Source organism: Achromobacter aloeverae (assembly GCF_004121055.1).
Taxonomy (GTDB): Bacteria; Pseudomonadota; Gammaproteobacteria; order Burkholderiales; family Burkholderiaceae_B; genus Bordetella_C; species Bordetella_C aloeverae.
On record NZ_PYAL01000002.1, the window covers coordinates 836904 to 862621 of the forward strand.

General features: G+C 67.4%; 21 protein-coding genes and 1 pseudogene. 12 read left to right on the forward strand and 10 right to left on the reverse strand.

The genetic code is table 11. From position 1 onward, the window contains the following. Positions 1 to 218 precede the first annotated feature (218 nt). A complete protein-coding gene (locus tag C7R54_RS10595) occupies positions 219 to 1208 on the forward strand; it encodes a Bug family tripartite tricarboxylate transporter substrate binding protein (RefSeq protein WP_129150212.1) in 990 nt (329 codons plus the stop codon). Positions 1209 to 1278: 70 nt separating this feature from the next. Further along, positions 1279 to 2448 (forward strand): NADH:flavin oxidoreductase/NADH oxidase, encoded by a 1170-nt coding sequence (locus C7R54_RS10600; protein ID WP_240039466.1) that lies wholly within the window; start codon positions 1279 to 1281, stop codon positions 2446 to 2448. Between the two features lie 138 nt (positions 2449 to 2586). On the opposite strand, the gene C7R54_RS10605 is transcribed toward C7R54_RS10600, so the two are convergent. Beyond that, positions 2587 to 3549: a LysR family transcriptional regulator gene (locus C7R54_RS10605; protein ID WP_129150214.1), complete on the reverse strand. Its 963-nt coding sequence runs from the start codon at positions 3547 to 3549 to the stop codon at positions 2587 to 2589. Between the two features lie 212 nt (positions 3550 to 3761). On the opposite strand from C7R54_RS10605, the gene C7R54_RS10610 reads away from it, so the two are divergent. The 3 genes from C7R54_RS10610 to C7R54_RS10620 all read left to right on the forward strand — a co-directional run bounded on the left by C7R54_RS10610 (position 3762) and on the right by C7R54_RS10620 (position 8154). Further along, entirely contained in the window at positions 3762 to 5894 is a 2133-nt protein-coding gene (locus C7R54_RS10610) for a hydantoinase/oxoprolinase family protein (RefSeq protein ID WP_240039467.1), read from the forward strand. Beyond that, positions 5894 to 7462, forward strand: coding sequence for a hydantoinase B/oxoprolinase family protein (locus C7R54_RS10615; protein ID WP_129150218.1), 1569 nt, complete (start codon positions 5894 to 5896; stop codon positions 7460 to 7462). Before C7R54_RS10610 ends, C7R54_RS10615 begins: the two co-directional genes overlap by 1 nt. Before the next feature lie 149 nt (positions 7463 to 7611). Further along, positions 7612 to 8154, forward strand: a complete 543-nt coding sequence (locus tag C7R54_RS10620; RefSeq protein WP_129150219.1) for a MarR family winged helix-turn-helix transcriptional regulator — start codon at positions 7612 to 7614, stop codon at positions 8152 to 8154. 25 nt (positions 8155 to 8179) lie between these two features. Here the strand turns inward: C7R54_RS10620 and C7R54_RS10625 are convergent, their stop codons facing one another. The 4 genes and pseudogenes from C7R54_RS10625 to C7R54_RS10640 form a co-directional block, all read right to left on the reverse strand. After that, entirely contained in the window at positions 8180 to 9436 is a 1257-nt protein-coding gene (locus C7R54_RS10625; RefSeq protein WP_129150220.1) for a CaiB/BaiF CoA transferase family protein, read from the reverse strand. Between the two features lie 2 nt (positions 9437 to 9438). Further along, complete coding sequence (locus C7R54_RS10630) at positions 9439 to 10407, reverse strand: Bug family tripartite tricarboxylate transporter substrate binding protein (RefSeq protein ID WP_129150221.1); 969 nt, start codon at positions 10405 to 10407, stop codon at positions 9439 to 9441. A gap of 73 nt (positions 10408 to 10480) precedes the next feature. Continuing rightward, positions 10481 to 11035: pseudogene (locus C7R54_RS10635) on the reverse strand (alpha/beta hydrolase family protein); the annotation flags it as partial. 32 nt (positions 11036 to 11067) lie between these two features. Next, positions 11068 to 12561 carry an MFS transporter gene (locus C7R54_RS10640; protein WP_204524309.1) on the reverse strand — a complete coding sequence of 498 codons (1494 nt, stop codon included), beginning with the start codon at positions 12559 to 12561 and terminating at the stop codon, positions 11068 to 11070. Positions 12562 to 12710: 149 nt separating this feature from the next. On the opposite strand from C7R54_RS10640, the gene C7R54_RS10645 reads away from it, so the two are divergent. Next, the gene (locus tag C7R54_RS10645) at positions 12711 to 13577 is read left to right on the forward strand and encodes a LysR family transcriptional regulator (RefSeq protein WP_129150225.1); all 867 of its coding nucleotides are present in this window, start codon (positions 12711 to 12713) and stop codon (positions 13575 to 13577) included. Between the two features lie 23 nt (positions 13578 to 13600). On the opposite strand, the gene C7R54_RS10650 is transcribed toward C7R54_RS10645, so the two are convergent. Both C7R54_RS10650 and C7R54_RS10655 read right to left on the reverse strand, forming a co-directional pair. After that, on the reverse strand, positions 13601 to 14722 hold the full coding sequence (locus C7R54_RS10650) for a site-specific integrase (RefSeq protein ID WP_192903632.1): 1122 nt from the start codon (positions 14720 to 14722) through the stop codon (positions 13601 to 13603). Further along, the gene (locus C7R54_RS10655) at positions 14719 to 15981 is read right to left on the reverse strand and encodes an MFS transporter (RefSeq protein WP_129150227.1); all 1263 of its coding nucleotides are present in this window, start codon (positions 15979 to 15981) and stop codon (positions 14719 to 14721) included. The genes C7R54_RS10650 and C7R54_RS10655 overlap by 4 nt, the downstream gene beginning before the upstream one ends. 323 nt (positions 15982 to 16304) lie before the next feature. Between C7R54_RS10655 and C7R54_RS10660 the strand changes: the two genes are divergently transcribed. Further along, positions 16305 to 17285 carry a GlxA family transcriptional regulator gene (locus tag C7R54_RS10660; protein ID WP_129150229.1) on the forward strand — a complete coding sequence of 327 codons (981 nt, stop codon included), beginning with the start codon at positions 16305 to 16307 and terminating at the stop codon, positions 17283 to 17285. A gap of 197 nt (positions 17286 to 17482) precedes the next feature. Continuing rightward, complete coding sequence (locus C7R54_RS10665; RefSeq protein ID WP_129150230.1) at positions 17483 to 18463, forward strand: Bug family tripartite tricarboxylate transporter substrate binding protein; 981 nt, start codon at positions 17483 to 17485, stop codon at positions 18461 to 18463. Positions 18464 to 18590: 127 nt separating this feature from the next. Here the strand turns inward: C7R54_RS10665 and C7R54_RS10670 are convergent, their stop codons facing one another. Beyond that, on the reverse strand, positions 18591 to 19328 hold the full coding sequence (locus C7R54_RS10670) for an IclR family transcriptional regulator (RefSeq protein ID WP_129150232.1): 738 nt from the start codon (positions 19326 to 19328) through the stop codon (positions 18591 to 18593). Positions 19329 to 19443: 115 nt separating this feature from the next. On the opposite strand from C7R54_RS10670, the gene C7R54_RS10675 reads away from it, so the two are divergent. From C7R54_RS10675 to C7R54_RS10690, 4 genes are all read left to right on the forward strand, one after another. After that, entirely contained in the window at positions 19444 to 20346 is a 903-nt protein-coding gene (locus C7R54_RS10675; RefSeq protein WP_204524310.1) for a TauD/TfdA dioxygenase family protein, read from the forward strand. 77 nt (positions 20347 to 20423) lie between these two features. Next, positions 20424 to 21497, forward strand: coding sequence for an amidohydrolase family protein (locus tag C7R54_RS10680; RefSeq protein WP_129150234.1), 1074 nt, complete (start codon positions 20424 to 20426; stop codon positions 21495 to 21497). Between the two features lie 67 nt (positions 21498 to 21564). Continuing rightward, positions 21565 to 23040: an aldehyde dehydrogenase gene (locus C7R54_RS10685; protein ID WP_129150236.1), complete on the forward strand. Its 1476-nt coding sequence runs from the start codon at positions 21565 to 21567 to the stop codon at positions 23038 to 23040. 57 nt (positions 23041 to 23097) lie between these two features. Beyond that, positions 23098 to 24000, forward strand: a complete 903-nt coding sequence (locus C7R54_RS10690) for an NAD(P)-dependent oxidoreductase (RefSeq protein ID WP_129150238.1) — start codon at positions 23098 to 23100, stop codon at positions 23998 to 24000. A gap of 87 nt (positions 24001 to 24087) precedes the next feature. Here the strand turns inward: C7R54_RS10690 and C7R54_RS10695 are convergent, their stop codons facing one another. Next, complete coding sequence (locus C7R54_RS10695) at positions 24088 to 24549, reverse strand: universal stress protein (RefSeq protein WP_158021191.1); 462 nt, start codon at positions 24547 to 24549, stop codon at positions 24088 to 24090. 161 nt (positions 24550 to 24710) lie between these two features. Next, the gene (locus C7R54_RS10700) at positions 24711 to 25706 is read right to left on the reverse strand and encodes a tripartite tricarboxylate transporter substrate binding protein (RefSeq protein ID WP_129150242.1); all 996 of its coding nucleotides are present in this window, start codon (positions 25704 to 25706) and stop codon (positions 24711 to 24713) included. Positions 25707 to 25718 lie beyond the last annotated feature (12 nt).

The window sequence follows — 25718 nt, forward strand, 5'->3', positions numbered from 1 at the left end:
AATGAGGCGCCATTGCGCACCACGGCGGCGCATTTCCTGGTGCGGCGCCATATCGCGCACCGTCACGCGCGATTGTTGAGGCATATCGATAAAAGCATTGGATTTTTTCATTTGTGCGGCCTTCCGCCCCGCGCCGATAGTTGAGGGGAGGGAACACGCCGGCGTGCGCGCCGGCGGTTCCGAGCCAATAAACAGGCAGCACCAAGGGGCACTATCCAATGCGTACGCTACGCCATACCGCAAGCGCGCTGCTTGCCGCGGTTTTCTGTTTGCTGGGCCTGGCGGGCGGCGGCCAGGCCCGCGCCGACGAGTATCCCTCGCGTCCCATACGCATGATCATCCCGTGGTCGGTGGGCGGGTCCACCGACATGCTGGGCCGCCTGCTGGCCGAGGGCATGGGCAAGCGCCTGGGCGCTGCCATCGTGGTCGAGAACAAGCCGGGCGCCACGGGGACCATCGGCTATGCGCAGGTGGCGCGTTCGCCGGGTGACGGCTACACCTTGCTGCTGGGCACCAACAGCACCTTCGCCATCGCGCCGCATTTCTACCACGACCTGCCCTACGACCTGCAACGCGATTTCCGCCCCATCGGCATGATAGGCGCCAACCAGCAGGTGCTGTGCGTACAGCCGCAGGCGCCGTACAAGACGGTGGCCGACCTGGTCAAGGCGGCGAAGGCCAAGCCCGGCGTCATCAATTACGCGTCCTCCGGCGTCGGCGGTTCCAGCCATCTGGCAACGGAACTGTTGATGTCCACCACGGGCATCAACATGATGCACGTGCCTTACCGGGGCGGCGCGCCCGCGGTGCAGGCCTTGCTGGGGGGACAGACCGAAGTCGGCTTCGTCGACATCAGCGTGGCCGAGCCCCTGATCCACAGTGGCAAGCTGCGCGCGCTGGGAACCAGCGGCGCCAGCCGCGCGCCCTTGCTGCCCGACGTGCCCACGCTGGCCGAGTCGGGCGTGCCGGGCTTCGAGTCGCTGACCACGTTCGGGCTGTTCGTGCCCGCCGGCACGTCCGACGCCATCGTGCGCAAGTTGAACGCGGTGCTCAACGAAAGCCTGGCGGACGACAAGTTGTCCAGGCAGCTGGCCGCGCAAGGCTACGAACTGACGCCGGGCGCCGCCCAGGCCTATACCGCCTACGCCGCCGAGGAAACCCGCAAGTGGGGGACCCTGATCGCCCAGCGGCATATCTCCCTGCCTTGACCCCGCACCGTCCACCGACGACGGTGCATCGTCCTCGTCCAACGCCCTCTTTCCACGGAATCGAACATCCATGATGGCCGCCCAGCCCGATGTCGCCGCCCATCCCTTGCCGCAACTCTTCACGCCGTACACCTTGCGCGGCCTGACGCTGCGCAACCGCGTCGTCGTCTCCCCCATGTGCCAGTATGTCTCGCGCGATGGCGCGGCCACGGACTGGCATCTCGTGCACCTGGGGAAGTTCGCCATGGGCGGCGCCGGCCTGGTCTTCTGCGAGGAAACCGCTGTCGAGGCGAGCGGGCGCAAGACCTACGGCTGCGCCGGCATGTATGACGATCGCCACGTGGCCGCCGCCCGACGGGTCAACGACTTCATCCATGCGGCCGGCGCGGCCTCGGGCATCCAGCTGGGGCATGCGGGGCGCAAGGCTTCCTGCGGGCCACCCTGGACCAACTTCCGTCCGCTGACCGACGACGATGCCCGCCAGGGCATGCCGCCCTGGCGCGGTGTGTCCGCCAGCGAGCTGCCGGCCAAGCCCGGCGCGCTGGTTCCCCATGCGCTGGACGAGGACGGGATACGCGCCATGATCCGGACCTGGCGCACGGCGGCGCAGCGCAGCGTCGACGCCGGCTACGACGTATGCGAAGTGCATGGCGCGCATGGCTACCTGATCCACCAGTTCCTCTCCCCGCTGGCCAACCAGCGGACCGACGGCTGGGGTGGCGACCTGGCTGGCCGCATGCGCCTGGCCCTGGAGATCGCCGAGGCGGTGCGCCAGGCCTGGCCGGCGGACAAGCCGGTCTTCTTCCGCGTGTCCGCCGTCGACGGCGAAGGCGGCGCCTGGAACATGGACGACACCGTGGCGCTGTCGCGCGCGCTGCGGGAGCGCGGCATCGACATGGTGACCTGCTCGTCGGGCGGCATCAACGGCCCGCTGAACATGGCGGTGGTGCCGCGCGTCCCGGGCTACCAGGTGCCCTATGCGGAGCGCGTGCGCAAGGAGGCGGGCATCGCCACGTGCGCGGTGGGCCTGATCACCGAGCCGGCGCACGCGGAGCGCATTCTTGGACAGGGCCAGGCGGACCTGGTCGCGCTGGCGCGCGAACTGATGGTCGATCCCAATTGGCCAGTGCGCGCGGCACACGCCCTGGGCGTGCCGGACTACCTGGGGCTGCTGCCCAAGGATTACGCGTGGTGGCTGCGGCGGCGCGAGGATATCCGCGCGTTGAGCCAGGCATCGTAGTCCGGAGGGGCGGCCCAGGACCGGCTTGGCGTGCGCGTAGGGCGCGTGGCTGCGGTCTATGCCTCTGGCCTACGCCTTTTGCGTATGCCTCCGGCCCATGCGTGTGCCCTATGCGTGAATGCGTACGTCCTACGCGCCCTATGCGTCCGGCGTGCCGGACGCTGGGGCTATGGACAGCGTGATGCCCTCCGGCAATTCCCGCTCGCCCAGGGTGTCCATCAATGCCTGCTGCAGGGCCTGCGCGGTCGAGGACAGCGATCGCAGGCTGCGCGATACCAGGAACAGCTCCCGGTACAACACCGGGTCGCGCAGCATGCGAAAGGGCAGTTTTTCCAGTTGGTGGGTGGACGCGGTCAGGCGCGGCAGGATGCACAGCCTGCCGCCGAGTTGCAGCATGGGATAGAGCGAGGTCGAGCTGGACACTTCCTCGCGCGGTTCGGCCACGTCGAAGTCCTGCAGGGTCTGGCGATGCACGATGCCGACCTGCGTGTCGGAAGCCAGGCCCACCAGGTCGTCCCGGTGCGCGGAGACCTGCGACCAGTGGACTTCGCCGGACGGCGTGGCCAGCGGGTGATCGGCGCTGCACGCGATGCCGTAGCGGTCGCGCAGCAGGGGTACGTAGTCCAGGTCGTCGTAGTCCATCAGGCGGCTGGTGATGCCGAAGTCGACGTCGCCATCGCGCACGCGGCGTTCGATCTCCGCCGAGCCGGCCTCCCGCACGGACAGCGTGACGTGCGGATAGTCGGCCTGGAAGCGGGGCAGCGCGGGAATCAGCAGCCAAGCGACGATGGACGGCGCGGCGGCGATGCGCAGATGGCCATGCTGTTGCAGGGCCACGGCGCGCAGGTCGCTGATCATGGTGTCGAACTGCTGCAGCAGGGTCTTGGCCTGCTGGTGCAGGTGGCGGGCGGCCGGGGTCAGGGTGACGCTGCGCGTGGTGCGCTCGAACAGCTTGACGCCCACGTCTTCCTCCAGCTGGTGGATGGTGGAGCTGAGGGAAGACTGCGTCAGGAACAGGCGTTCCGCCGCGCGGGTAAACGAACCCGTGTCGGCGACCGCGACGAAGCTGCGCAGATGGCGCAGCGTGATGAGCGTGGACATGTCAGGCGGCGATGGGCGTGGGTATAGGCGACCAGGCGAGGGCGACCAGGCGAGGGCGACCAAGTGGAGACGACCGCGCGGCGCGGCGGCGCCGGCGCGCGCAGGGTCCCAGCATATATAGGCTGCATCGCTGAATCAATCCGAATTTTTCATTTGTAGGTGTAAATCCCGACCCCTATCATTTTTCCATTCAGTCACGAGGGAGCATCAGCGTGGAGTCTTCGACTAGGCAGTCCGACGGCAAGGCGGCGCAAGGGCTGCGCATCGCCGTCGATATCGGCGGCACGTTCACGGACGGCGTCGCCATCCGCGAATCCGATGGCCGCATCTGGGTGGGCAAGACGTTGACCACGCCGGACGATCCGGGCGTGGCCGTGTCCACGGTAATCGCCAGCCTGTTGTCGCAGGCGGACGCCGAGGGCGATGTGCTGGAGGAGGTGGTGCACGGCACCACGCTGGTGACCAACACCTTGATCGAGCGCAAGGGCGTGGCGACGGCGCTGGTGACCACCCAGGGCATGCGCGACGCGCTCGATATCGGCCGCGAATGGCGTTACGACCTGTACGACCTGGAGCTGGCCTTGCCGGAACCGCTCATCGCGGTCGAGCGACGGGTGCAGGCGGACGAGCGCCTGGGCGCGGCGGGGCAGGTGCTGACGCCGTTGACCAGGCAGGAGCTGGACCGCATCGCCCACGCCGTGCGCGCGCTGGACGTGCCGTCCGTGGCGGTGTCCCTGCTGCATTCCTACATCAACGACGAACATGAACGCGCCATCGGCGCCCACCTGCAAGAGGCCTTGCCCGGCGTGGAGGTGTCGCTGTCCTCGGATATGGCGCGCGAACTCAAGGAGTTCGAGCGGACCTCGACCGTCGCCGCCAATGCCTACGTCAAGCCCATCGTGGCGGACTACCTGCGCCAGCTGGGCACGCGCATCGATGCCGTGCATCCTGGAATACCCTTGCGCATCATGGTCTCCAGCGGCGGCTTCACGTCGGCGCGGGCGGCCGCGCATACGCCGATTTTCCTGCTGGAGTCGGGGCCGGCCGCCGGCGTGCTGTCGGCCTTGAATACAGCGCGCGCGCAGGGACTGCGCCAGGTCCTGGCCTTCGACATGGGCGGCACGACGGCCAAGGCCTGCGCCGTCACCGAGGGCGAGCCGCCGATCGCCTACAGTTTCGAGTGCGCGCGGGTGCATCGCTTCAAGCGCGGGTCCGGGCTACCCATCCTGATTCCCAGCATCGACCTGATCGAGATCGGCGCCGGCGGCGGCTCCATCGCGCATGTCAACCGCCTGGGCCTGCTCAATATCGGTCCGGAGTCGTCCGGCTCGGTGCCTGGCCCCGCCTGCTACGGCAATGGCGGCACCGACGTCACGGTCACCGATGCGGACCTGGTCCTGGGCTACCTGAACCCGGACAACTTCCTGGGCGGCGAGATGCGCCTGCGCAAGGACCTGGCCCTGGAAGGCATGCAGCGCCTGGCCGACCAGCTGGGCATGGCGCCCCTGGAAGTCGCATGGGGCATCCACGACATGGTCAACGAGAACATGGCCAGCGCAGCGCGCATCCACATCGCCGAGAAAGGGCACGACCCGCGCGATTTCACCTTCGTCGCCACGGGCGGCGCGGGACCGGTGCATGCGGCCGAGGTGGCGCGCAAGCTGCGCATCCCGCGCCTGCTGGCGTCGATCGCGGCGGGCGCCGGGTCCTGCCTGGGCATGCTGGCCGCGCCGGCGCGCGCGGACCGCAGCTGGTCGCAGCCCGCCTTGCTGGGCGAGATCGACTGGGGCGACGTCAATGCGCGCCTGGCGGACCTGCGTGCCGACGCACAGGATGAACTGCTGGCTTCGGGCGCCGACGCCGGCAGCCTGTCCTGGACCATAGGCGCGGAGATGCGCTACTACGGCCAGGGCGACAACGTGCCGGTGGCGCTCGACTGGCGGGAGTTCGATATCGAGGGCGAGCAGGCCGGCGCCGAAGTCATGCGCGCGGTCTTCGAGCAGCGGTATCGTGAACTCTACGGGCACCTGGTGCCAGGCGCCTTGCCGCAGGTGCTGACCTGGCGCCTGACGGGGCGCTCCGTCGTCGGCGCGCGTCGCTTCTCCTGGGGCGGCGCGCGCGACGGCGGCGGCGTCGCGCCGCGGCAGCGCGACATCTATCTACCCTTGCAACGCGGCTTCCGCGCCGTGAACGTCCACGAGCGTTACGCGCTGCCGCCGGGCACCCGCCTGCAAGGGCCGCTGGTGCTCGAAGAACGGGAATCGACGCTGGTCGTGCCTTTCGCGGCGGACGTGGACATCCTGCCCGACCTGACCGTTTCCGTGACCCTCAAGGAGTTCGAATAATGCAAACCGTTGCGGACCCCGGCGCCTCGGTGGCGTCCCGTTTCGACCCCATCGAGCTGGAGATCCTCTGGCGCCGTCTCATCAGCATCGTGGACGAGGCCTCCACCGCTTTCGTGCGCACCTGCTTTTCCACGCTGGTGCGGGACGCCAACGACTTCGCCGTGGTGCTGACCGACGCCCAGGGCCGGTCGCTGGCGCAGTCGACCATGAGCATCCCTTCCTTCATCGGCAGCCTGCCGGCCACGGTGAAGCATTTCCTCAAGAAGTACCCGGCCGAGACGCTGCGGCCCGGCGACGTGCTGGTGACCAACGATCCGTGGATGGGCACGGGTCACATTCATGACGTCAACACCGTCATGCCCATCTTCTTTCGGGGCCGCCTGGTGGCCTTCGCGGCCCTGGTGTCGCACCTGCCCGATATCGGTGGCCGGTTGCGCAGCAACGCCAACCGCGAGATCTACGAGGAGGGCTTGCAGATTCCCATGCTCAAGCTCATGGACCAGGGCCGCGTCAACGAGACGCTGGTGGACATGATCCGCCAGAATATTCGCGTGCCCGAGCAGGGCCTGGGCGACGTCTGGGCGCAGGTCAGCGCCTGCCGCATGATGGAGGAGCGGCTGCTGCCCCTGCTGGAGAAGATAGACCTGGACGCGCTGGGCGCGGCCATACGCCGGCGTTCGGAGACGGCCATGCGCGAGGCCATCGCCGCCTTGCCCGACGGGGTGTACGAGTCGGAGGTGTTGCATGACGGCTTCGAGGAACCCATCCGCATCCACTGCAAGCTCACCGTGGCGGGCGACGCGATAGCCATCGACTACGCCGGTTCCAGTCCGCAGCAGCCGCGCGCGGTGAACGTGGTGCCCATCTACGCCTTCGCCTATTCGGCCTATCCCATCAAGGCCTTGCTGTGCCCCGAGGTGCCCAACAACGAGGGCGGTTTCCTGCCCATCACCACGCAGGCGCCCCTGGGGTCCATCCTCAATCCGACCTATCCTGCCGCTTCGGGCGGGCGGGGGGCCATCGGCCACATGCTGTCGCCCGCGATCTTCCTGGCGCTGGCGGACGTCCTGCCGGAGCGTGTGTGGGCGTCGGGGTCGGCCAATTCTTCGGTGACCATGTTCGGCCAGTATCGTGGCCGGCCTTTCAACGTCGTCAATTTCATCAATGGCGGGCAGGGCGCGACGGCGGCGCGCGACGGCTACTCGGCGATTTCCTTCCCCGCCAACCTGGGCAATACGCCGGTGGAAATGATGGAAGCGCTGGCGCCCATCGTCGTGCACAAGCGCGAGATCCGGCGCGGCAGCGGCGGCGCGGGACAGCATCGCGGCGGCGACGGGCTGACCTTCGAGTTCGAGATCACGCCCGAGGCGTCCAGCGTGGCGACGTCTTTCCTGATGACGCGCCTGAAGTTCCCGCCGCCGGGCCTGAACGGCGGCGAAGCCGGACAGCGCGGCCGCCTGATGGTGAACGGACAGGAGCTCGATCCCACGGAGCAGCGCATACTCAAGCCGGGCGACCGGGTGGTGATGGAAAGCGCGGGCGGAGGGGGATACGGCGCTCGTGGATGAGCGGGGTCGCCGGGGATCGGCTTTCTCCGCGCGAGCGTGCGCCGCGGGCGCCGCGGCCGCCGTGGCCGGGCCCGCCGGCCGGGCCGCGGTGGCGCATGTGCTGCGTGAGACAATGCGGGTCGTGTCATCTATCGTGGAGACGACCCTACATGACCAGCGACAAGCCGCCGGTGGCGGCGAAGCGCCGCGTGAAACGGCCGCGGCCCAAGCACCTGAGCGATATGTTTTCCTATCGCCTCAACCGCCTCGCGTTCATCTCCAGCCGTATTGCCGCGGGCATCAACGAACATCGCTATGGCATAGGCCCGCGCGAATGGCGCATCATGGGCCTGCTCGGTACGTCGGCGCCCATGGCCTTGAATGCGGTGGCGAAGGAAGCCAACATAGACAAGAGCCAGGCAAGCCGGACCGTCGCGGACATGATAGAGCGGGGCTTGGTCCGGCGCAGCGCCGACGAGGCGGACGGCCGTGGCATACGGCTGGCCCTCACCGACAAGGGGCGCGCGCTTTTCGATGAGATGTTCCCGGCCGCCATCGAGCGCAACGAGGCAGTGCTGTCGGTCTTGACGGGGGAGGAGCGGGACGCGCTGGATGCCATCATGGACAAGCTGACGGCGCACGGGCTGGAGATGATGAAGTCGCTCAAGGACGAGATGGCCACACGCCGCGGGCGCGGCGCCGGGCCGCGTTAGGCGCGGGGGCGGGTCCCGGTCGTGGTCATGCGTCCGTCCCCTGTGCCTGGACAGCGGCGCCGTCCGCGATCATGCGGCCTATCGTGGCGTCGTCCAGTCCCAGTTCGCGCAGGATCTCCGTGGTGTGCTCGCCGATGCGCGGCGCGGGGATACGCAGGGAGGGCTCGAAGCCGGTCATGGAGACGGGCACCTTGATATCCTTGACCCGGCCCTGGGTGGGATGGTCCACCGTGCGCACCAGGCCGACGTCGACCATGTGAGGGTCGCGCAGCAACGAATCCACGGTGTGGCAGGGCATGGCCGGAATATCGTGTTCCGCCAGCACCCGCACCCAATGCGCCGTCCCTTGCCTGGCGATTTCTTCAGCACGGACCTGGAAGAACTCCTTGATGTGGTCGATGCGCCCCGGCGCATTGTTGAAGCGCTGGTCCTGCTTCAGGTCCGGTCGCCCGAAGGCGTCGAACAGGGCCAGCACCTGCGCGTCCGTGTTGGTGGTGATGCAGATGTGGCCGTCCAGGGTCTTCACTGGCCGGGCGTTGGCGTCGAGCAGGCGCTTGTCGCCACTGCTGCCTATGGCCGGTTCGAAGGTCTCGCCGTAGAGGTGCTCGCTCAGCAGCAAGGACGCATAGCTTTCGAACATGGGAACTTCGATGTAGCGCGCGCCGGCCTGGCTTTCGCGGGCGAGCAGGGCAACCAGGATGGCGTTGGCGACCATCAAGGCGGCGGTGCGGTCCACCACGACATAGGGCACGTAGCGCGGCTCGCCGCCGTCCTGGGCGGCAAACAGGCTGGCCAGGCCCGTCCCGCCTTGCAGGATGGAGTCATAGGCCGGACGTTCGGCGTACGGGCCCGACGTGCCAAAGCCCACGATGTTGCAGTAGATCAATTCGGGATTGATGGCCTTGAGCGTATCGAAATCCAATCCCAGCTTACGGACCGCATCGGTACGCATGTTGTTGACGAACACGTCCGAGCCGCGCAGCAGGTCGTACACCGTCTCGCGGGTGCCCGGCTTCTTGAGGTCCAGCGCGATGCTGCGCTTGTTGCGGTTCATGTGCATGAACTTGCCCGACATGCCGGGCGTGGGCGAGCGGCCGGATATCCAGCGGATGATGTCTCCGGATGGATGCTCCAGCTTGGTCACGGCCGCGCCGTAGTCCGCCAGGACCTGGGTCGCGTAGGGGCCGACGACGGCCGATGTCACGTCCAGGATACGGAAACCCGCAAGCGGGAGCTGGGCAGCGCCGATGCAATGGCGGGGCGTCGTGAGGGCATGCGTCATGGCTACTCGGCGGTAATGTGCGCTTTTTCGATCAGCGTCTTGTAGCGTGCGGTTTCGTCGGCCACCAGGCGGGTCAGGTCTTGCGGCGATCCCGCGAGCGGCTCGTTGCCTGTGGCTTCGAAGGCTTTCACCAGGGCGGGATCGTGCAGCGCGGCGACGATGGCGGCGTTGAGACGGTTGACGACGGCGGGGTCCATGTCCCTGGGGCCGAAGATCGCGAACCAGTTGCTCGCCTGGAAGTGCGGCAGCCCGGACTCCATCAGGGTGGGAACGTCGGGCAGGTCGTGTTCGCGCTTGTCGCCGGTCGTGGCATAGCCCTGGACGGCGCCGCTCTTGACCTGTTGGGTGACCGTGGGTACGGAGTCGAACAAGAGGTCGATATTGCCGCCCATGATGTCGTTGAGCGCGCCGGCGGTGCCCTTGTAAGGCACGTTACGGATCTTCAAGCCCGTTTCCGCCAGGAACTGGATGGCGACCAGGTGCGTGTTGGAGCCGATGCCGGCATTGCCGATGGTCAGCTCGTTCGGGCGCTGCCCGGCATATTCGGTCAGGCTCTTCACATCGTGCGCCGGCAGTCCCTTGCGGCCCATCAGCACGTACTCGAACCGCGACACCGCGCCGATGGGGGTGAAGTCCTTGACCGCGTCGTAGCCGACGTCCTTCTGGATGTAGGGATTGATGACGAACGCCGCGGCGCTGCCCAGCAGCAGGGTATAGCCGTCGGGCTTTTCCTTGGCGACGCCGCGCGTGGCCAGCATGCCGCCCGCGCCAGGCCGGTTCTCGACGACCACGCTCTGGTGCAGTTGCTCCCCCAGGGGCTTGGCAAGGGTCCGTGCCACCAGGTCGCTGCCGCCGCCCGCGGAAAAGCCGACCACCAGCCGGATCGGCCTGTCGGGGTAGGCATCGGCGTGCGCCGACGCGGCGGCGCAGGATAGCGCGGCGAGCGCCGCGACACGAACCAGGGTCTTCATCTGTCTCCATCCACGGTTTGTTATTTAGTTGATATTATCAACAATAAGGTGGATTTCGACAACTAGTTTCAGATCAAGCTGGTCCGGCGAGAAAGGATCGCAAGCGCCGGACGATGGATCGCGGATCGTCTTCCAGGCTGTAATGGCCGGCATCCTGCAATGCATGGATGTCGGCACGCGGATAGATGTCGCGGAATAGCGGCAGGAAATGCTCGGCCCGCAGCGTCCGGTCCGCCATGCCCCAGATGGCCATGGCGGGCAGGGCGGCGATGGTTTTCCTGGCCGCGGCGTCGGGGGTCTCCATGCGATGCGCACCGTCCGCGGAACCGCGCGCCCATCCGATGGCGCCGGCGCAATCGGCGGGGGTGGCGAAGCGGGCGCCATAGGCGCGCAGCCACGTGTCGTCGATCAGGTCGTTGCGCTCGAATCCGTTGAGTTTCAGGGTGCTCAGGATGTTGTAGCCCAGTTCACTCAGCACGTTCTCCAGGCGGCCCTGCGCCGCTGCCCCAAGGATCCACTGGAACCACGGCGAGGCCTGCGCGTTGCGGGCCAGGCGGTCCGCGAGCTGTTCCTGGCCGAAAGGCGTCGGTCCGTTGATGCTGACGATGCGCCGGATGCGGTCCGGGTGGTGGTGGAGGTTTGCGGGTGCGGGACGGCGAGTCACTCGTCGCGGCGGAAGGCGGGCCGGGCGGCCGCGGGCGTCTTGCCGGTCAAGCGGGTCGAAAGCAGGCCGGCGACGATCAACAGGGCTACATTGCAGGCCATGGCGACGGCGTAGGCATGCCTGTAGCCGGCGGCGCCGGACGGCTGACCGCCAAGGACGCTGTAGAAGACACCGCCGACGATGGCGACGCCCAGCGCGGCGCCGATCTGGAAGGTGGAAATGACGATGCCGGAGGCCAGGCCGGCGTGGCGGGGCGGGACATCCCCGATAACCGCCTTGATGACGGAAGGCATCACCAGGCCGTAGCCGATTCCCGCCACGGTCAGGGCTATTGCCGTTTCGCGCCAGGCGTCCGCTCCTATCGTCAAGATTGACGCGCCGAATCCCAATATCTGGATAAAGAATCCCAGGGTAAGGGCTCGCGTACCCAGTTCACGCATCAATCGGGCTGCGCCGAAGGAGGCCAGGAAATAGCCCATGCCGAAAGGCAAGGTGCGCAGGCCCGCGTCCAGGGGCGTCAGGCCGAGACCGCTTTGCAAGTAGACGGAGAAGGTAAGGTAGAACGCGGACAGCATGTAGTAGAGCAAGGCCATCGCGACACCGATCACATAACGGCGCTGCTTGAACAGGCCGAGCTCGACCAGCGGATTGCCGCCCCCGGCCGCCAGGCGGCGCTCGTGGCGAACGAAGGCGGACAGGGCGAGAGGCGTGCTTGCCAGCATGAACAGTGTCCAGGCGGACCAACCCGTCTCCCGGCCTTCGATGAGCGGATAGACCAGCAGGCCCAGCGTCAAGGACAGCAGCAGCACTCCGCGCACGTCCAGGCCCTGCCCGGAATCGCCGGCGGTCGTGGGGAGCAGGCAGGCGCCGCCGATGCTGGCCGCCAATCCTATCGGCACGTTCACGAGGAAGATCGCCTGCCACGCCAGGCCAAGAGGATGGAGCGTGACCAGCGCGCCGCCAAGGATCTGCCCGGCGATGTTGGCGAGACCGAAAGTCGCGCCATAGAGCGCCAGGGCCTTGCCTTGTTCCGCGGCGGGAAACAGGGTGCGGATCGATGCGAGCACCTGGGGCGCCATGATGGTCGCGGTGAGGCCCTGCAACATCCGGGACGCGATCAGGGCGGCAGGGGTGGTGGCCGTCCCACACAGGATGGAGGCAATCGTGAAACCCAGGACGCCGAGCAGAAACATGCGTTTGCGCCCCAGCCAGTCGCCCAGGCGGCCGCCAGTGATCAAGAACACCGCATAGGTGGCGGCGTAGGCCGAAATGACGAACTGCGTATCGCTGACCGTCGCGCCCAGATCGCGGCGAATTTCCGGCAAGGCGAGGTTGACGACATTGAAATCCAGGATGGGCAGGAACGCGCCGGTTAGCAGGACGGGCAAGGCCAGCCAACGGCGCGGATGGCCGTCTTGCGGGTAGCCGGCGGCTGACGGCAACGCATGGGAGGGACGCGGGATGGCGCGCGGGGGATCGAGGCGGGGCATGGTCATGTGTCGTAGCGCGGTTTTTTCGGCGGAGGCAGGGCCGGTGGCCTGGATCGGCCATGGCGACGCGAGACACAGTGTGCGGACGCACAGGGATAATGTACAGATATGGTAGATTATTTAAGACATAACAATTTTGGATGATCAGCATGGCCGTCCTGGATGTTGAATCTGTCAGCGCCTTTGTCCTGGTGGCCGACCTGGGCAGTTTCACGAAGGCCGCGCATGCGCTCGGCACCTCGCAGGCGGCTGTCAGCGTGAAACTCAAGCGCCTGGAGGACAGGCTGGGTTACCGCCTGCTGGAGCGCACGCCGCGCAAGGTTCGCTTGTCCGCGCGGGGGGCGGGGTTTCTCAAGCCCGCGCGTCATTTCATCGCGGCGCACGAGCAGGCGTTGAGCGGACTGGAGCGAGGTCCCCGCCGCCTGGCGATAGGCTTCAGCGACCAGGTTGCCGGGCCGGGCTTGCCGGGGCTGCTGGCGAACCTGCGCGCGCACGATCCGGCGCTGTTGATGGAGGTGCGCATCGAAGGTTCGGCCAAGCTGCTGGAGGCCTACGACCGCGGCCTGCTCGACGCCGTGATCGCGCGCAACAGCGACGGATACCGCGAAGGCGCGCTGTTGCTGCGTGAACGCCTCGGGTGGTTTGCCGCGCCCACGTGGGACCGCGAGGAAGGGCTGCCCTTGCCTTTGGCCTCGTTGACGGTCGACTGCGGCATACGCGGGCTGGCGACGGCCGCGCTGGACGCGGCGGGCATCGCGTGGACCGAGGTCTTCATCGGCGGCGGGACGGCCGCGGTGGGGGCCGCGGTATCGGCCGGCCTGGGCATCGCGCCCATTCCTTACAGCATGGCGCCGGCCGATACGGTGGAGATCGGGCAGGCGCATGGCCTGCCGCCCTTGCCGGATTCCGACATCATCCTGATCAGCGCCGTTGGCGACCCCGCCACGCGGGCCGCGCTAAGGACAGTGGCGGCGTCATTCCGCGGCGGCGAGGCGTCGCGCCGCGGGCAGGGATGACGCGGCGGCCCAGGCCGCGGGGCTCACGGCCTGGGCCGCTCGGCAGCTTGCGGCTCGCCGTCCAGCAAGCGGCCGCCGCGCGAGGATAGCGCTTCGCCGGCGCGGTGATAGCCGATGACGCTGGCCACGCTGGCGTGATTGCTCAGGGCCATGGTTTCGCCCAGGGGCAGGCCCTGGCGTCCCGCCTCGGTAATGAAACCCGAGCGCAGGCTGTGGGCGGCGTAATCGCCTTCCAGGCCCGCCTGGGCCGCGCGCGCCTGGACGATCTTGCGCACGGCTTCGGCGCTCAGGCCCTCGCCGATGACGCCGCCGCGGCGCACCCGGCGAAACAGCGGCCCGGTGGTGATGCCGGCGGCCGCCAGCCACGCATCCAGCGCCAGCGCGGCGCGGCCTACGACCGGTTTGTGGCTGTCGGCGCGCGCCACGCCTTCCTGGTTGGTCTTGGAATAGGCGAGGGTGTAGAGATAGCCCTCGGCCACGCGCCGGGTGTTCTCCATCGTGGCGCGGACCACCTCGGAACGCCGGCGGCCGCCGCTGGCCCAGGCGAACAACAGCAGGGCGCGATCGCGCAGGCCAGCCAGGGATTCGTCGCAGGTGGCCAGCAGCCGCTCCAGCGGTTCGCGGGTCAGCGCATCCTTGCGGGCGCTGCGCACGCCGCGCTTGGCATAGGCGCTGCGGGTGCGTTCCAGCACGGCTTGCACGGCGCGGTCGCGGCAGGGATTGGGCAGCGAGCGGGTTTCGTGGGCCTCCGACAGGACGGCCAGGCGGTGGCGCACCGTGGCCAGCTTGTAGGGGCCGGGCCGGCGCTTGACCTTGGCCGAGACCAGTGCGGCGTCGACCTCGGCGGGCAGGTCGTGCACCAGCGCCTGGCCTTCCAGGTGCTCGACATGATCGGCGATGAACTGCAGCACGGTGTCGACCGCGACCGGCAGCGCCAGGGCGCGCCGCATGCGCAGCTGGTGCCAGGCCGCCCAGTATTGAATGGCCGAGCGATAGGACGCCATCGTATTGTCCGCGCTGCCCTCGCGCAGCAGCGCGCGTATCGACGCATCGCTGGCGCCCAGGCCATGCGCCGGCTCGCCGACGGGGGCGAGCCATTCGGCGAGGCTGGTGGGAGATGCGGACGGTGGCGGTGTTTCCTTCATCGCGACGAACTTAACACGTTTGCCGGCATCGCCTTGGCGCGCCGGGCGGCTCGCACCCACAGCAGGGTCATCGCCGCCGCCAGCGCCAGCAGCGGGAACGTGACCAGGTTCAGGCTGGTCCAGCCATAGCGTTCCAGCACCGGGCCCGCTCCCAGCGTCGCCAGCGCGGTCAGCACGTAGCGGATCAATTCGGCCGTGCCCTGGACGCGGGCACGTTCGGACGGCCGGTGGGAGGAGGCGAGGAGGGCGGTGCCGCCGACGTACATGAAATTCCATCCTATGCCCAGGCATAGCAGGGCCACATAAAAGGACGACAGCGTCGTGGACGACATGGCGACGATCCCGCAGAGTGCGCTCAGCCCCATGCCGGCGAACAGCACCGCCGGCATGCCAAGGCGCTTGATCAGGCGGCCGGCGAAGAAGGACGGCGCATACATGCCGACCAGGTGCCACTGGATGATGTTGGCGCCGTCGTCGATCGTATGGTGACAGGCGACGGCCGCCAGCGGCGCGGCGGTCATGGTGAACATCATGACGACGCCGCCGATGGCGTTGTTGGCCAGCGCGGCCAGCGATATGGGCTGGCGCAGGACGACGCCGACCGGCCGCGGCGGCAGCTCGGCGTCCTGTTTCAGGACGCCCGTCGGCTCGACGTCGCGGTAGCAGACCCCGATCAATAGCGCCGACAGGAAACCGAGCAGGGCGACCACCATGTAGGATCCGGCGAATACCGTGGACATGAGGTCCCGGCTCCAGGCGGCCAGGGCCGGTCCCAGTACCGCCGCGATCACGCCGCCGGTCAGCACGATGGAAATGACGCGCGCCTTGTGCGCTTCCTCCACGGCGTCGGCGGCCGCCAGCCGATAGTACTGGGCAAAGGCCTGGAACACCCCCACGGCGGCGGTGCCGATGCAGAACAGCCAGAAGTGCCCATGGATCACGGCCCAGACGGAGACCAGCCCGCCCATGCCGCCGGTCACGGCGCCGATGATGAAGCCCCATCGACGGCCCAGGCGCTGCATCAGCAGCGACGCGAACAGCGTGACCACGGCCGCGGCCACGGTGATCATGGCGAACGGCAGCGTTGCCAGCGACTTGTCGGGCGCAAGCTGGTAGCCGGTCAGGCCTGTCAGCGTGAGGTCGACCGCGATGGAAGCGGTGAACAACCCCTGCGCGATGGCCAGGACCGTGGCGTTGCCGCGGCTGGAGGGGCCTTCGGCGTTCGGCGGCACGTCAGAGTGGGGTCGGATGGCGTTCATGCCCGGCCTCCGTGCAGGGGGCAGGACGCAAGGCGTGGCGGGAGATGCATGGACGGATTTCCTGGGGCTTCGGGATGTCGGGATGGCGCGCCTGGCGGGGTGCGCCATGGACGGCATTCTCGACAAGCGCCCGTCACGCGCAAAGGACAAAGATCCCTCTTTTCAGGACATGCGTCTCATGATGGCGGTTTTTGAGGGATACGTGTCCTTTCCGTCATCCCGTTTTCCGGGCATCATCCAGCATGCGGGACATGGAAGACTTCGCCGGACCACGCAACGCGGGCGCGTACGTCCGCCCCGGCGCAACAGGAGACGGCCAGGCAATGGACAAGGTGAACCCAGGACAGGCGTCAGGCAGCCCGACGCGCGATATCGGCTTCCTCGTCTATCCGGAATTCCAGATACAGGATTTGAGCGGACCCTTGTCGGCGTTCGATATCTCCAATCGCATCGCCGGCGGTAGCGCCTATCGCTGCCACGTCGTCTCCACCGAAGGCGGGGGCGTCGTCAGCACCTCCGGGCTGGAAGTGGTGACGCGCAAGCTGCGCACCATGCCCTATGACACCTTGATCGTCGCCGGCGGCCAGGGTTCGCACGATCCCTTCCGATCGCCGTCGATAACCACCTACCTGGCGCGGGCCGCGATGCGCCGCACGCGCCGCATCGCCAGCGTCTGCACGGGCGCTTTCATCCTGGCGGCCGCGGGCCTGCTGGACGGGCGCACGGCGACGACCCATTGGCAGCACGCCATCCGGCTGCAGCGCATGTTCCCGCAGGTCAAGGTCGATGGCGACCGCATCTACACGCGCGATGCGCATATCTGGACCTCTGCGGGAATCACCGCGGGCATCGACCTGGCGCTGGCCATGATAGAGGAGGACCTGGGCCAGGAAGTGGCGCGGCAGACGGCGCGGATGCTGGTCGTGTACTACCGCCGACCGGGCGGACAGTCCCAATTCTCGGCCCTGGCCGAAATGGAGCCGGAGTCCGACCGCATCCGCACGGTTCTCGCCTACATGCGGGAGCACCTTAACAAAGAACTATCCACGGAGAAGCTGGCGGAAGTCGCCTGCCTGAGCCCCCGGCAATTCGGTCGCGCGTTCCTGGCCGAAACAGGCGAAACCCCAGCCAAGGCGGTGGAGCGCCTGCGCGTGGAAGTCGCGCGCCCCCGCGTGGAAGCGGGCAAGGAACCCATCGAACGCATCGCCCAGTCGGTCGGCTTCGTCGACCCCGAACGCATGCGGCGCGCCTTCGTCCGCCTGTTGGGCCACCCGCCGCAAAGCGTACGCCGCATGGCGGTGTGATGCGCGCGCGGCTACTGCGCCCGAGCCTGGCGGGGCGCTGGCCGTGCGTCCCCGCCATGCCGGCGGAAGTGGTAAGGTCGCGTCTCGGGCAGTGCTAGACCGCGGCCCTTGCCAGCGTATCCAGGCCCTGGTCGCGCCGGGTGCCGGGCGCTGGCGGAGCGACAACTACAACTTTCGAATCCCACGGAGACAAGCCGATGAAGTCGGTTTCACTTATCAAGGCATTGGCATTGACCATACTTGGCGGCGCCGCGCTGGGCGCGCACGCCGAAACCTATCCGGCCCGCCCGATCACCCTTATCGTTCCCTATCCGGCGGGCGGGACCACCGATATCGCCGCGCGCACCATCGCCCAGGCCATGGGGCCCTTTCTCAAGCAATCCATCGTCGTGGACAACCGCGCGGGCGCGGGCGGCAACATCGGCATGGGGGTGGTCAAGCGCGCCCATCCCGATGGCTACACCATAGGCATGGGCACCATCGGCACGCAGACCATCAACCAGTACCTGTACAGCGACATGCCCTTCGACCCGGCGAAGGATTTCGCGCCGCTGGCCATGGTCTTCACGACGCCCAACGTGATCGCCGTGAGCGCCACGTCGGACATGAAGACCGTGCAGGACCTGTTCGCCAAGGCCAAGGCCAACAAGAACAAGCCGTTGACCTACGGCTCGCCCGGTATCGGCTCGTCGGTGCACCTGACCGGCGCGTACCTGGAGCAAGCCGCCGGCATCCAGATGCTGCACGTCCCGTTCAAGGGCGTTTCCGGCTCGATGCCCGCGCTGATCGGCGGCCAGATCGACATCCTGCTGGACAACCTGCCCAGCACGCTCAGCCAGCTCAAGGATGGGACGCGCGTTCGTGCGCTGGCCGTCACGTCGGCCCGGCGTTCGCCTTCCTTGCCCGACGTGCCTACCGTGGCGGAAGCGGGCCTGAAGGACTTCGACGTTACGGCCTGGTTCGCGCTGTACGCGCCGGCCGGCACGCCACCCGAGGTGCAGGCGACGCTGATCGACGCCGCGAAAAAGGCCCTGGCGACGCCGGAGGTGAAGGCGCAACTGGCGTCCGTGGGCGCCAGCGGCGGCACGCTGACCGGCGCCGACCTGTCCGCCTTCGAAGTGCAGGAACGTCAGCGCTGGAGCAAGCTCATCAAAGAGCGCAACATCACGACCAACTGATCCGGCAAGGCGGCCGCCGGCGTTTCCCGCTCACGCCGGTGCGCCGCCGGCGTTTCCCGCTCACGCCGGCGCACCGGCCCACGCATCCCAAGGCCCCCGCTCGCCCCTGGCGCGCCACTTCCCCTTTTCACCGCTCCGTCACGCGAGCGCACAAATCCATCACCAGCCGGCTCAAGGTTTTCTGGTTGCGTTCGATGCGCTGGGTCGGCGCCGCGATCACGATCGCATAGAGCTGTCCGTTCAGCCACACGAAGTTTCCTATCGAGGAGACTTCCAGCTGGTAGCCGCCGATGGACATGAACCAGCCCCGCTTGACGCCTTCCTCCACCTGCTTGAGCAAGGCGGCGCCGTTGGTGATGGTGTTCGGCGAGAATCGTTCAAACTGCATCCTGTTCACCAGCGCCACGCGCTCCGCCTTCGGCATGCCGCCCAGCAGGCTCAGGCCGGCCGCGCCTATGTACAGGGGGCGGCGCTCGCCCGCCGTGCCCGCGAAGCGCAGCGCCTGCCGGCCTTGCACGATTTCCAGGTAATGCGACATGAGGTCCTGGCGACGCGCCAGGAACACCGATTCGCCGGTGGCCTCGCTGAGCTCTTCCAGCAAGGGCATCAGGTCCTTGAGGAAAGGATCCTCCTCCACGATGACACGCATCTCCTCGTACAGCTTGCGCGTCGGGTAATAGTCCTTCGTATCGTCGCGATTGGCCAGGTAGCCGTGCGCCTCCAGCGTGCGCAGCAAGGCCTGGCAGCTGGACTTCGGCATCTCCAGCCGCTGGCTGACGGTAGCGAGGGATGCCGGCTTCTTGAGCTCCGAAAACAGTTGAAAAACCTGCAGCGCGCGTACGGCGCTCTTCACATCTGCGCTCACTTATGTCCTCGGTCTGTGCGTCGATTACACGCGCATTCTATGCGAAAGGATGGTTGCGGAATAAAAAGGCCGCGCGTATTATCAGTTCTACCTGATGAACGTAGCGTACACATACATGAACGATATGAACGATGCCGTGAATCAAATGGAGCAAGGATCGGCCGCTGAACTTGCTGATTTCAAGACGCTGCGCGTCGTGCCCATGGCGGGCGCATTGGGCGCGGAGATATTCGGAGTCAACCTGTCCGAAGCGCTGGAGGCCCCGGTCCTCGATGAGGTGAAGCGGGCCTATCACCAGTTCGGCGTAATCTTTTTCCGCGACCAGGACGTCTCGGATCTCGATCTCGCCCGGTTCGCCAGGTATTTCGGTGAACTGGCGGTGCTGCCGCCGCACCGCCAGCATCCGGGCTCACTGCCAGAGCTGCTGGTGATAGACAAGAAGCCGGAGACCAAGCTGGTGTTCGGGTGGGAGTGGCACTCCGACACGACGCACCTGGAGATTCCGCCGCTGGGGTCGGTCCTGGCCGCGAAACGGCTGCCGACCGTGGGCGGCGACACGCTGTTCGCGAATCAGTATCTGGCCTACGACACGCTTTCCGGCGGCATGAAGAGGATGCTAGACGGCATGAGGGCCGTGCACTCGAACGGGCGCATCCTGTCGTCGCTGGAAGCCGATGACGTCCTGGCGCCGGGCCAGGGCGTGGGTAGCGCCAAGACGACGATATCCGCCGTGCATCCGGTGGTGCGCACCCATCCGGTGACAGGGCGCAAGGCCTTGTTCGTCAACGAGATGCATACCGAGCGCTTCAAGGACATGACCATCGCGGAAAGCGCGCCGCTGTTGCGCTTCCTGTACGACCATTCCACGCGCCCGGAATTCACCTGCCGCTTCCGCTGGGCGCCCGGCTCGGTCGCCTTCTGGGACAACCGCTGCCTGCAGCATCTGGCGCTGGACGATTACCACGGCCAGCGGCGGCTCATGCATCGGGTGCAGATCCGCGGCACCAGGCCCGTGTAGCTGGCCGGTCGAGGTACGTACGCCCGTGACGCGGGACTGACGCCCGACCGCCGCAATATCGATAAGGAGCGATACCGATGCCTGACATCCAGGACGAGGACTTGCCTGTCGTTGCACACAAGCCGCCCGCCGCGAGCGCGGGAACGGCCATCGAGGCGGCGATCGATCCCGATCTGCCCATCATCGATCCGCATCACCATTTTTCGTCTCATTGGGGCGGGTATTTCGTCGAGGACCTGCGGGCCGACATGCAGTCGGGACATGCGGTGGCGGCGACGGTCTACATACAGTGCGGCCACGCCTACCGCGCCGACGGTCCCGAGGCTTTGAAACCGGTCGGCGAAACCGAGTACGTGGTGGCGCAATGCGCGGCGGCGGGCAGGGTCGGCAAGGCGGGCAGGATGGACAAGGCGGACAGGGGCATCGCCGCCGGCATCGTCGGCCATGCGGACCTGCGGCTGGGCGAGGACGTGGACGAGGTGCTGGCGGCGCACATCGAAGCCGGCCAGGGCCGCTTCCGGGGCATCCGGCATTCGGGCGCGCGGCATCCCGCCTTCAAGCATGGCGTGCTGTCCAGGCCGCCGGCGGGCTTGTACGGCGACCCGGCGTTTCGCAAGGGATACGCTCGGCTGGGCGCCCATGGCTTGTCGTTCGACGCCTGGATCTACCACCCGCAGATCGATGAAGTGATTTCGCTGGCCCAGGCGTTTCCCGATATTCCCTTGATCCTGGATCATGTGGGCGGCGTGCTGGGTGTCGGCCCCTATGCGGACGATCGTCCCCGGGCATTGCAGGAATGGCTGCCCGAACTCAAGCGCCTGGCGGCCTGCCCCAATGTCCGCGTAAAGCTGGGCGGCCTGGGCACCGCTACCTTCGGCTTCGACTTTTCGCAGGCGCGGCGCCCGCCCGATTCCGAAATGTTGGCGGCGCTATGGCGTCCGTACTTCGAACCCTGTCTCGAATTGTTCGGCGCCGACCGCTGCATGTTCGAAAGCAACTTCCCTGTCGATCGTAGCGCCGGATCCTACGCCGTACTCTGGAACGCCTTCAAGCGCATCGCGCAGGCGGCCAGTCCGGACGAACGTTCGGCGCTGTTCCATGGCACCGCCGCCGCCACGTATCGACTGGCGCCCTTGGTGGCGATCGGCTGAGGGCGTTCGCGTACGGGCTACATCGCGCGCCGCGCGTTTAAGACCAACCAGGTGGAGACCATCCAGCATGAAATCCTATGAGATGTTCATCGACGGCGCATGGACGCCGGGCACGGAGCGGCAGCGCTTCGAGACCTTGAATCCCTACACCCAGGTTCCGTGGGCCACGATACCCCAGGCATCGACGGAAGACGTGCGGTCGGCGATCGCGGCCGCCCGGCGCGCCTTCGATTCGGGCTGGCGCCGCATGCCGGGCCTGAAGCGCGCGGCCTTGATGAATCGCCTGGCCGACATCATTGAACGCGAGGCAAAGCCGCTGTCCGTGATCGAGTCGACGGACAACGGCAAGGTCATCCGGGAGACCAGCGCGCAGATGCTCTATACCGCGCGCGTTTTCCGATATTTCGCCGGCATGGCGGACAAGCAGCGCGGCAGCACGATACCGCTGGACCATCCGGATATCTTCGATTTCACGGTGCGCGAGCCCTATGGCGTGGTCGCGCTGATCACGGCATGGAATTCCCCCATCGCGCTTCTTGCCAACAAGCTGCCGGCCGCGCTGGCCGCCGGCAACTGCGCGGTCATCAAGCCTTCCGAACATGCGTCCGCCAGCACGCTCGAATTCTGCCGTTTCGTGGAGGAGGCGGGTTTCCCGCCGGGCGTCATCAATGTGGTGACTGGCGACGGCAAGGTCGGCGCGGCCTTGACGGAGCTGGAGGGCGTCGACAAGATCAGCTTCACGGGCAGCCCCGGCGTCGGCCGGCGCGTCGCGGCCGCCGGCGCGCAACGCCTGGTTCCGGTCACGCTGGAACTGGGCGGCAAATCGCCCAACATCATTTTCGATGATGCGGACCTGCCGCGCGCCATCGTCGGCGCGCTGGCCGGCATTTTCGCGGCGACGGGGCAAACATGCATCGCGGGATCGCGCTTGCTGGTGCAGCGCCCGGTCTATGACACGGTGGTGGAGCGCCTGGTCGAGCGCGCCAACCGCATCGTCATGGGCAATCCCCTGGAGGCGGTGACCGAGATGGGCACCGCGGCGAACCGCCCCCAGTACGACCGTATCCTGGCCGCCATCGAACAGGCTAAGGACCAGGGCGCCAAGGTGGCGGCCGGTGGGGGCGGCGCCACCGATCCGGCGCTCAAGGACGGGCTGTTCATCAAGCCGACCATCTTCCGCGACGTGCATCCGGAGATGGCCGTCGCCCAAACCGAAATATTCGGTCCGGTGCTGTCCGTGATTCCGTTCGATACCGAAGAGCAGGCCATCGCCATCGCCAACGGCACCAGGCTGGGGCTGGCCTCGGGCGTCTGGACGCAGGACATTTCGCGGGCCTTGCGGATGATACACGCAATGGATGCCGGGGTTGTCTGGGTCAACACCTATCGCATGGTGTCGGCGCAGGCGCCGTTCGGCGGACGCAAGGAAAGCGGATATGGGAAGGAGCGGGGCGAGGAAGGCCTGCTTGAATTCAGCGTGCTCAAGAACGTCATGGTGGATTTTTCCGGAGAGGACCGGGATCCGTTCGCGGCGAAGACGTGAGGCAGGCGGCCCTAAAGGCAAGGTGAAGATCAAGGTCGAGGAATAAGGAGACTTGTAATGGCGAAGCAACTCGGATTTGTGGGCATCGGTCAGATGGGCGGCGCAATGGCGGCGCATCTCACGCGATCGGGATTTTCCGTGACGGGCTACGACCCCAGCGAACAGAGCCGCGCTCTCGCGGCCAAGGACGGCGTCAAGGTGGTCACGCAGCTGCGCGATGCGGTGCTGGGCGCGGATGTGGTGCTGACCAGCCTGCCGAATCCGGCGATCGCGCTGGAGGCCTGGCTGGGGCAGGAGGGCATCCTGGACTATATGGCGGAGGGATCGACAGGCATGGAACTGAGCTCCATCGATCCCGAAGTCATGCGCCAGATCGCGGCGGCGGCCGCGAAGCGGGGCGTGCGCATGGTGGACGCGCCGGTGAGCGGCGGGCCGCTGGAGGCGGCCGCCGGCCAATTGGTGTTGATGACCGGCGGGGAGGAACGCGACATCGAGGCCGTCGGCGACATCCTGGACAGTCTTTCCAGTTCCCGCCACATGACCGGCCCCGTCGGCACGGGGAAGACGGTCAAGCTGGTCAACAACATGATGTCCATGGGCAATATCGTGGTTGCCGCGGAAGCCTTCGCGCTGGGAACCGCGGCGGGCGTCGATCCCAGGACCTTGTTCAACGTGCTGTCGCAGAGCGGCGGGCGGTCCCACCATTTCCTGAAGCGCTTCCCCAAGGCGATCGAAGGCGACTACGCGCCCGGGTTCAAGATAGAGCTGGGCGAAAAGGATGTCGCGCTGGGAATAGAGCTGGGCCGCAAGCTGATGCAGCCCACCCCCGCGGCATCGCTGGTCAGGGAAATGATCGCCCTGGGGATGGCGGGCGGGCGCAAGGGGCAGGACGTCGTCGCCATGCTCGACTACTACCTGAGCGCCAACAGCGTCCGCGCCGGCCAGGCCTCCGGTTCCTGATTTTCCCGGTTCCATGATGGCCGGTATACGCGGGCCGGGACGCGTTCCGCGGCGCTCCGGCGTCCCGGCGCCGGTGGCGGCCGCCGCTTATGCCCCGGCCCCGGGCGCCGGCCGCACCAGCAGCACGGGCACCGGCGACGTCCTTGCCACGCCTTCGGCGACGCTGCCCATGAACATGCGGTCCAGGCCGCGTCGTCCACGGGTTCCCATGACGACCAGGTCCGCGCCCCATTGCTGGGCCCGCGCAACCACCACGTCGGGAATGCGGCGATCCTCGCATTCCTCCAGCAGGACCTCGATCGAGGCGTCGTCCTGCCCGAGCCTCTTCCTGGCCGCGTCCAGGATCTCGGCGCCGTGCCGGCGCATGGCCGGCAATACGTCATTGACGAAGACGCTGTGGCGCTCCATGCCGTGGGAGTACCACAGCGGGTCGATCACATGGAGCAAGAGCACGCGCGCGTCCATCACCGCCTTCATCCGCGCCGCTTCCTCGATGGCACGCCCGTTTTCCTCGCTACCGTCGACGGGAACCAGGATTTTCTTGTACATGGCCTTACTCCTCGTGGGTCGGCGCGGGGGCCCGGCGGGCATCGGACGGCCCGCCCCGGGAAGTGTCCCGCCCGGGAAGTATATTAGGTGCCGCTCGGGGGAGAGGGCTGCGCCGGCGGTCCCAGGTCAGCGAACCGCGCACGCGAGGAGGGCGGCGATGGCTATTCCTTGTCCAGTCCGGCCTTTCTGACGATGGCGCCGTAGCGACCGTATTCCGCCTTGACGAAGGCCTCGAAGTCCGCGCCCGTCTTGTAGACCAGCGGCGTATCCAGCTTTGCGGCGGCCTCCTGGTAGGCGGCGGTATGCACGGCCTTGTCGCAGGCCGATTCCAACTTGGCGCGCACGGACGCGGGCAGCCCCTTGGGCGCGATCAGGCCGCCCCATACCGAAAACGTGATGGGATAGCCCAGTTCCTTGACGGTGGGCACGTCGGGATACGCGGCCAGCCGGGTATCGCTGAACAGGGCCAGGGGGCGCAGCTTGTATTGCCGGGATACCGTGGGCGTCTCGTCGAACACGTCGATCTGGCCGCCCATCAGGCCGGTCACCATCTCGCCCGAACTCTTGTAGGGGACATGCAGCGCGCTGGCGCCGGCCGCGTCCATCAGGCCCTGCATGGACAGATGCAGGACCGTGCCCGTGCCCGATGATCCATAGTTGATCTTTCCCGGCTCGCGCCTGGCCGCATCGAGAACGTCTTGCAGGCGGCGCCATGGCGAGCCCGCCTTCACCATCATCATCAAGGGCACGTCGTAGGTGCCGCACAGATGGTCGTAGCTGTCCGGCGTGTAGCCGGTCTTGCGGATGACGGGCTGGATGGCTTCGGGACCGACCACGCTCAGGCCGATGGTATAGCCGTCATGCGGCGCGCGAGCCAGCTCCGACATGCCGATGGCGCCGCCCGCGCCCGCGCGGTTCTCGATGACGACGCCCTTACCCAGCGTCTCGGTCAAGGACTTCTGCAGGATGCGCGCCATGATGTCCGACGTGCCCCCCGGTCCGAAGGGCACGATCATGGTGATGGGGCGGGCGGGGTAGCCGTCCTGTGCCCGCGCGGGCGCCGCCGCCATGGTCGTGGCCATGAGCGCCAGCGTCAGGCACAGGTGAGCGGCATGCCGATGAGGCGGCGTGGATGCGCGGGCGGTGGGGGCGGTCATGATGGGTCTCCG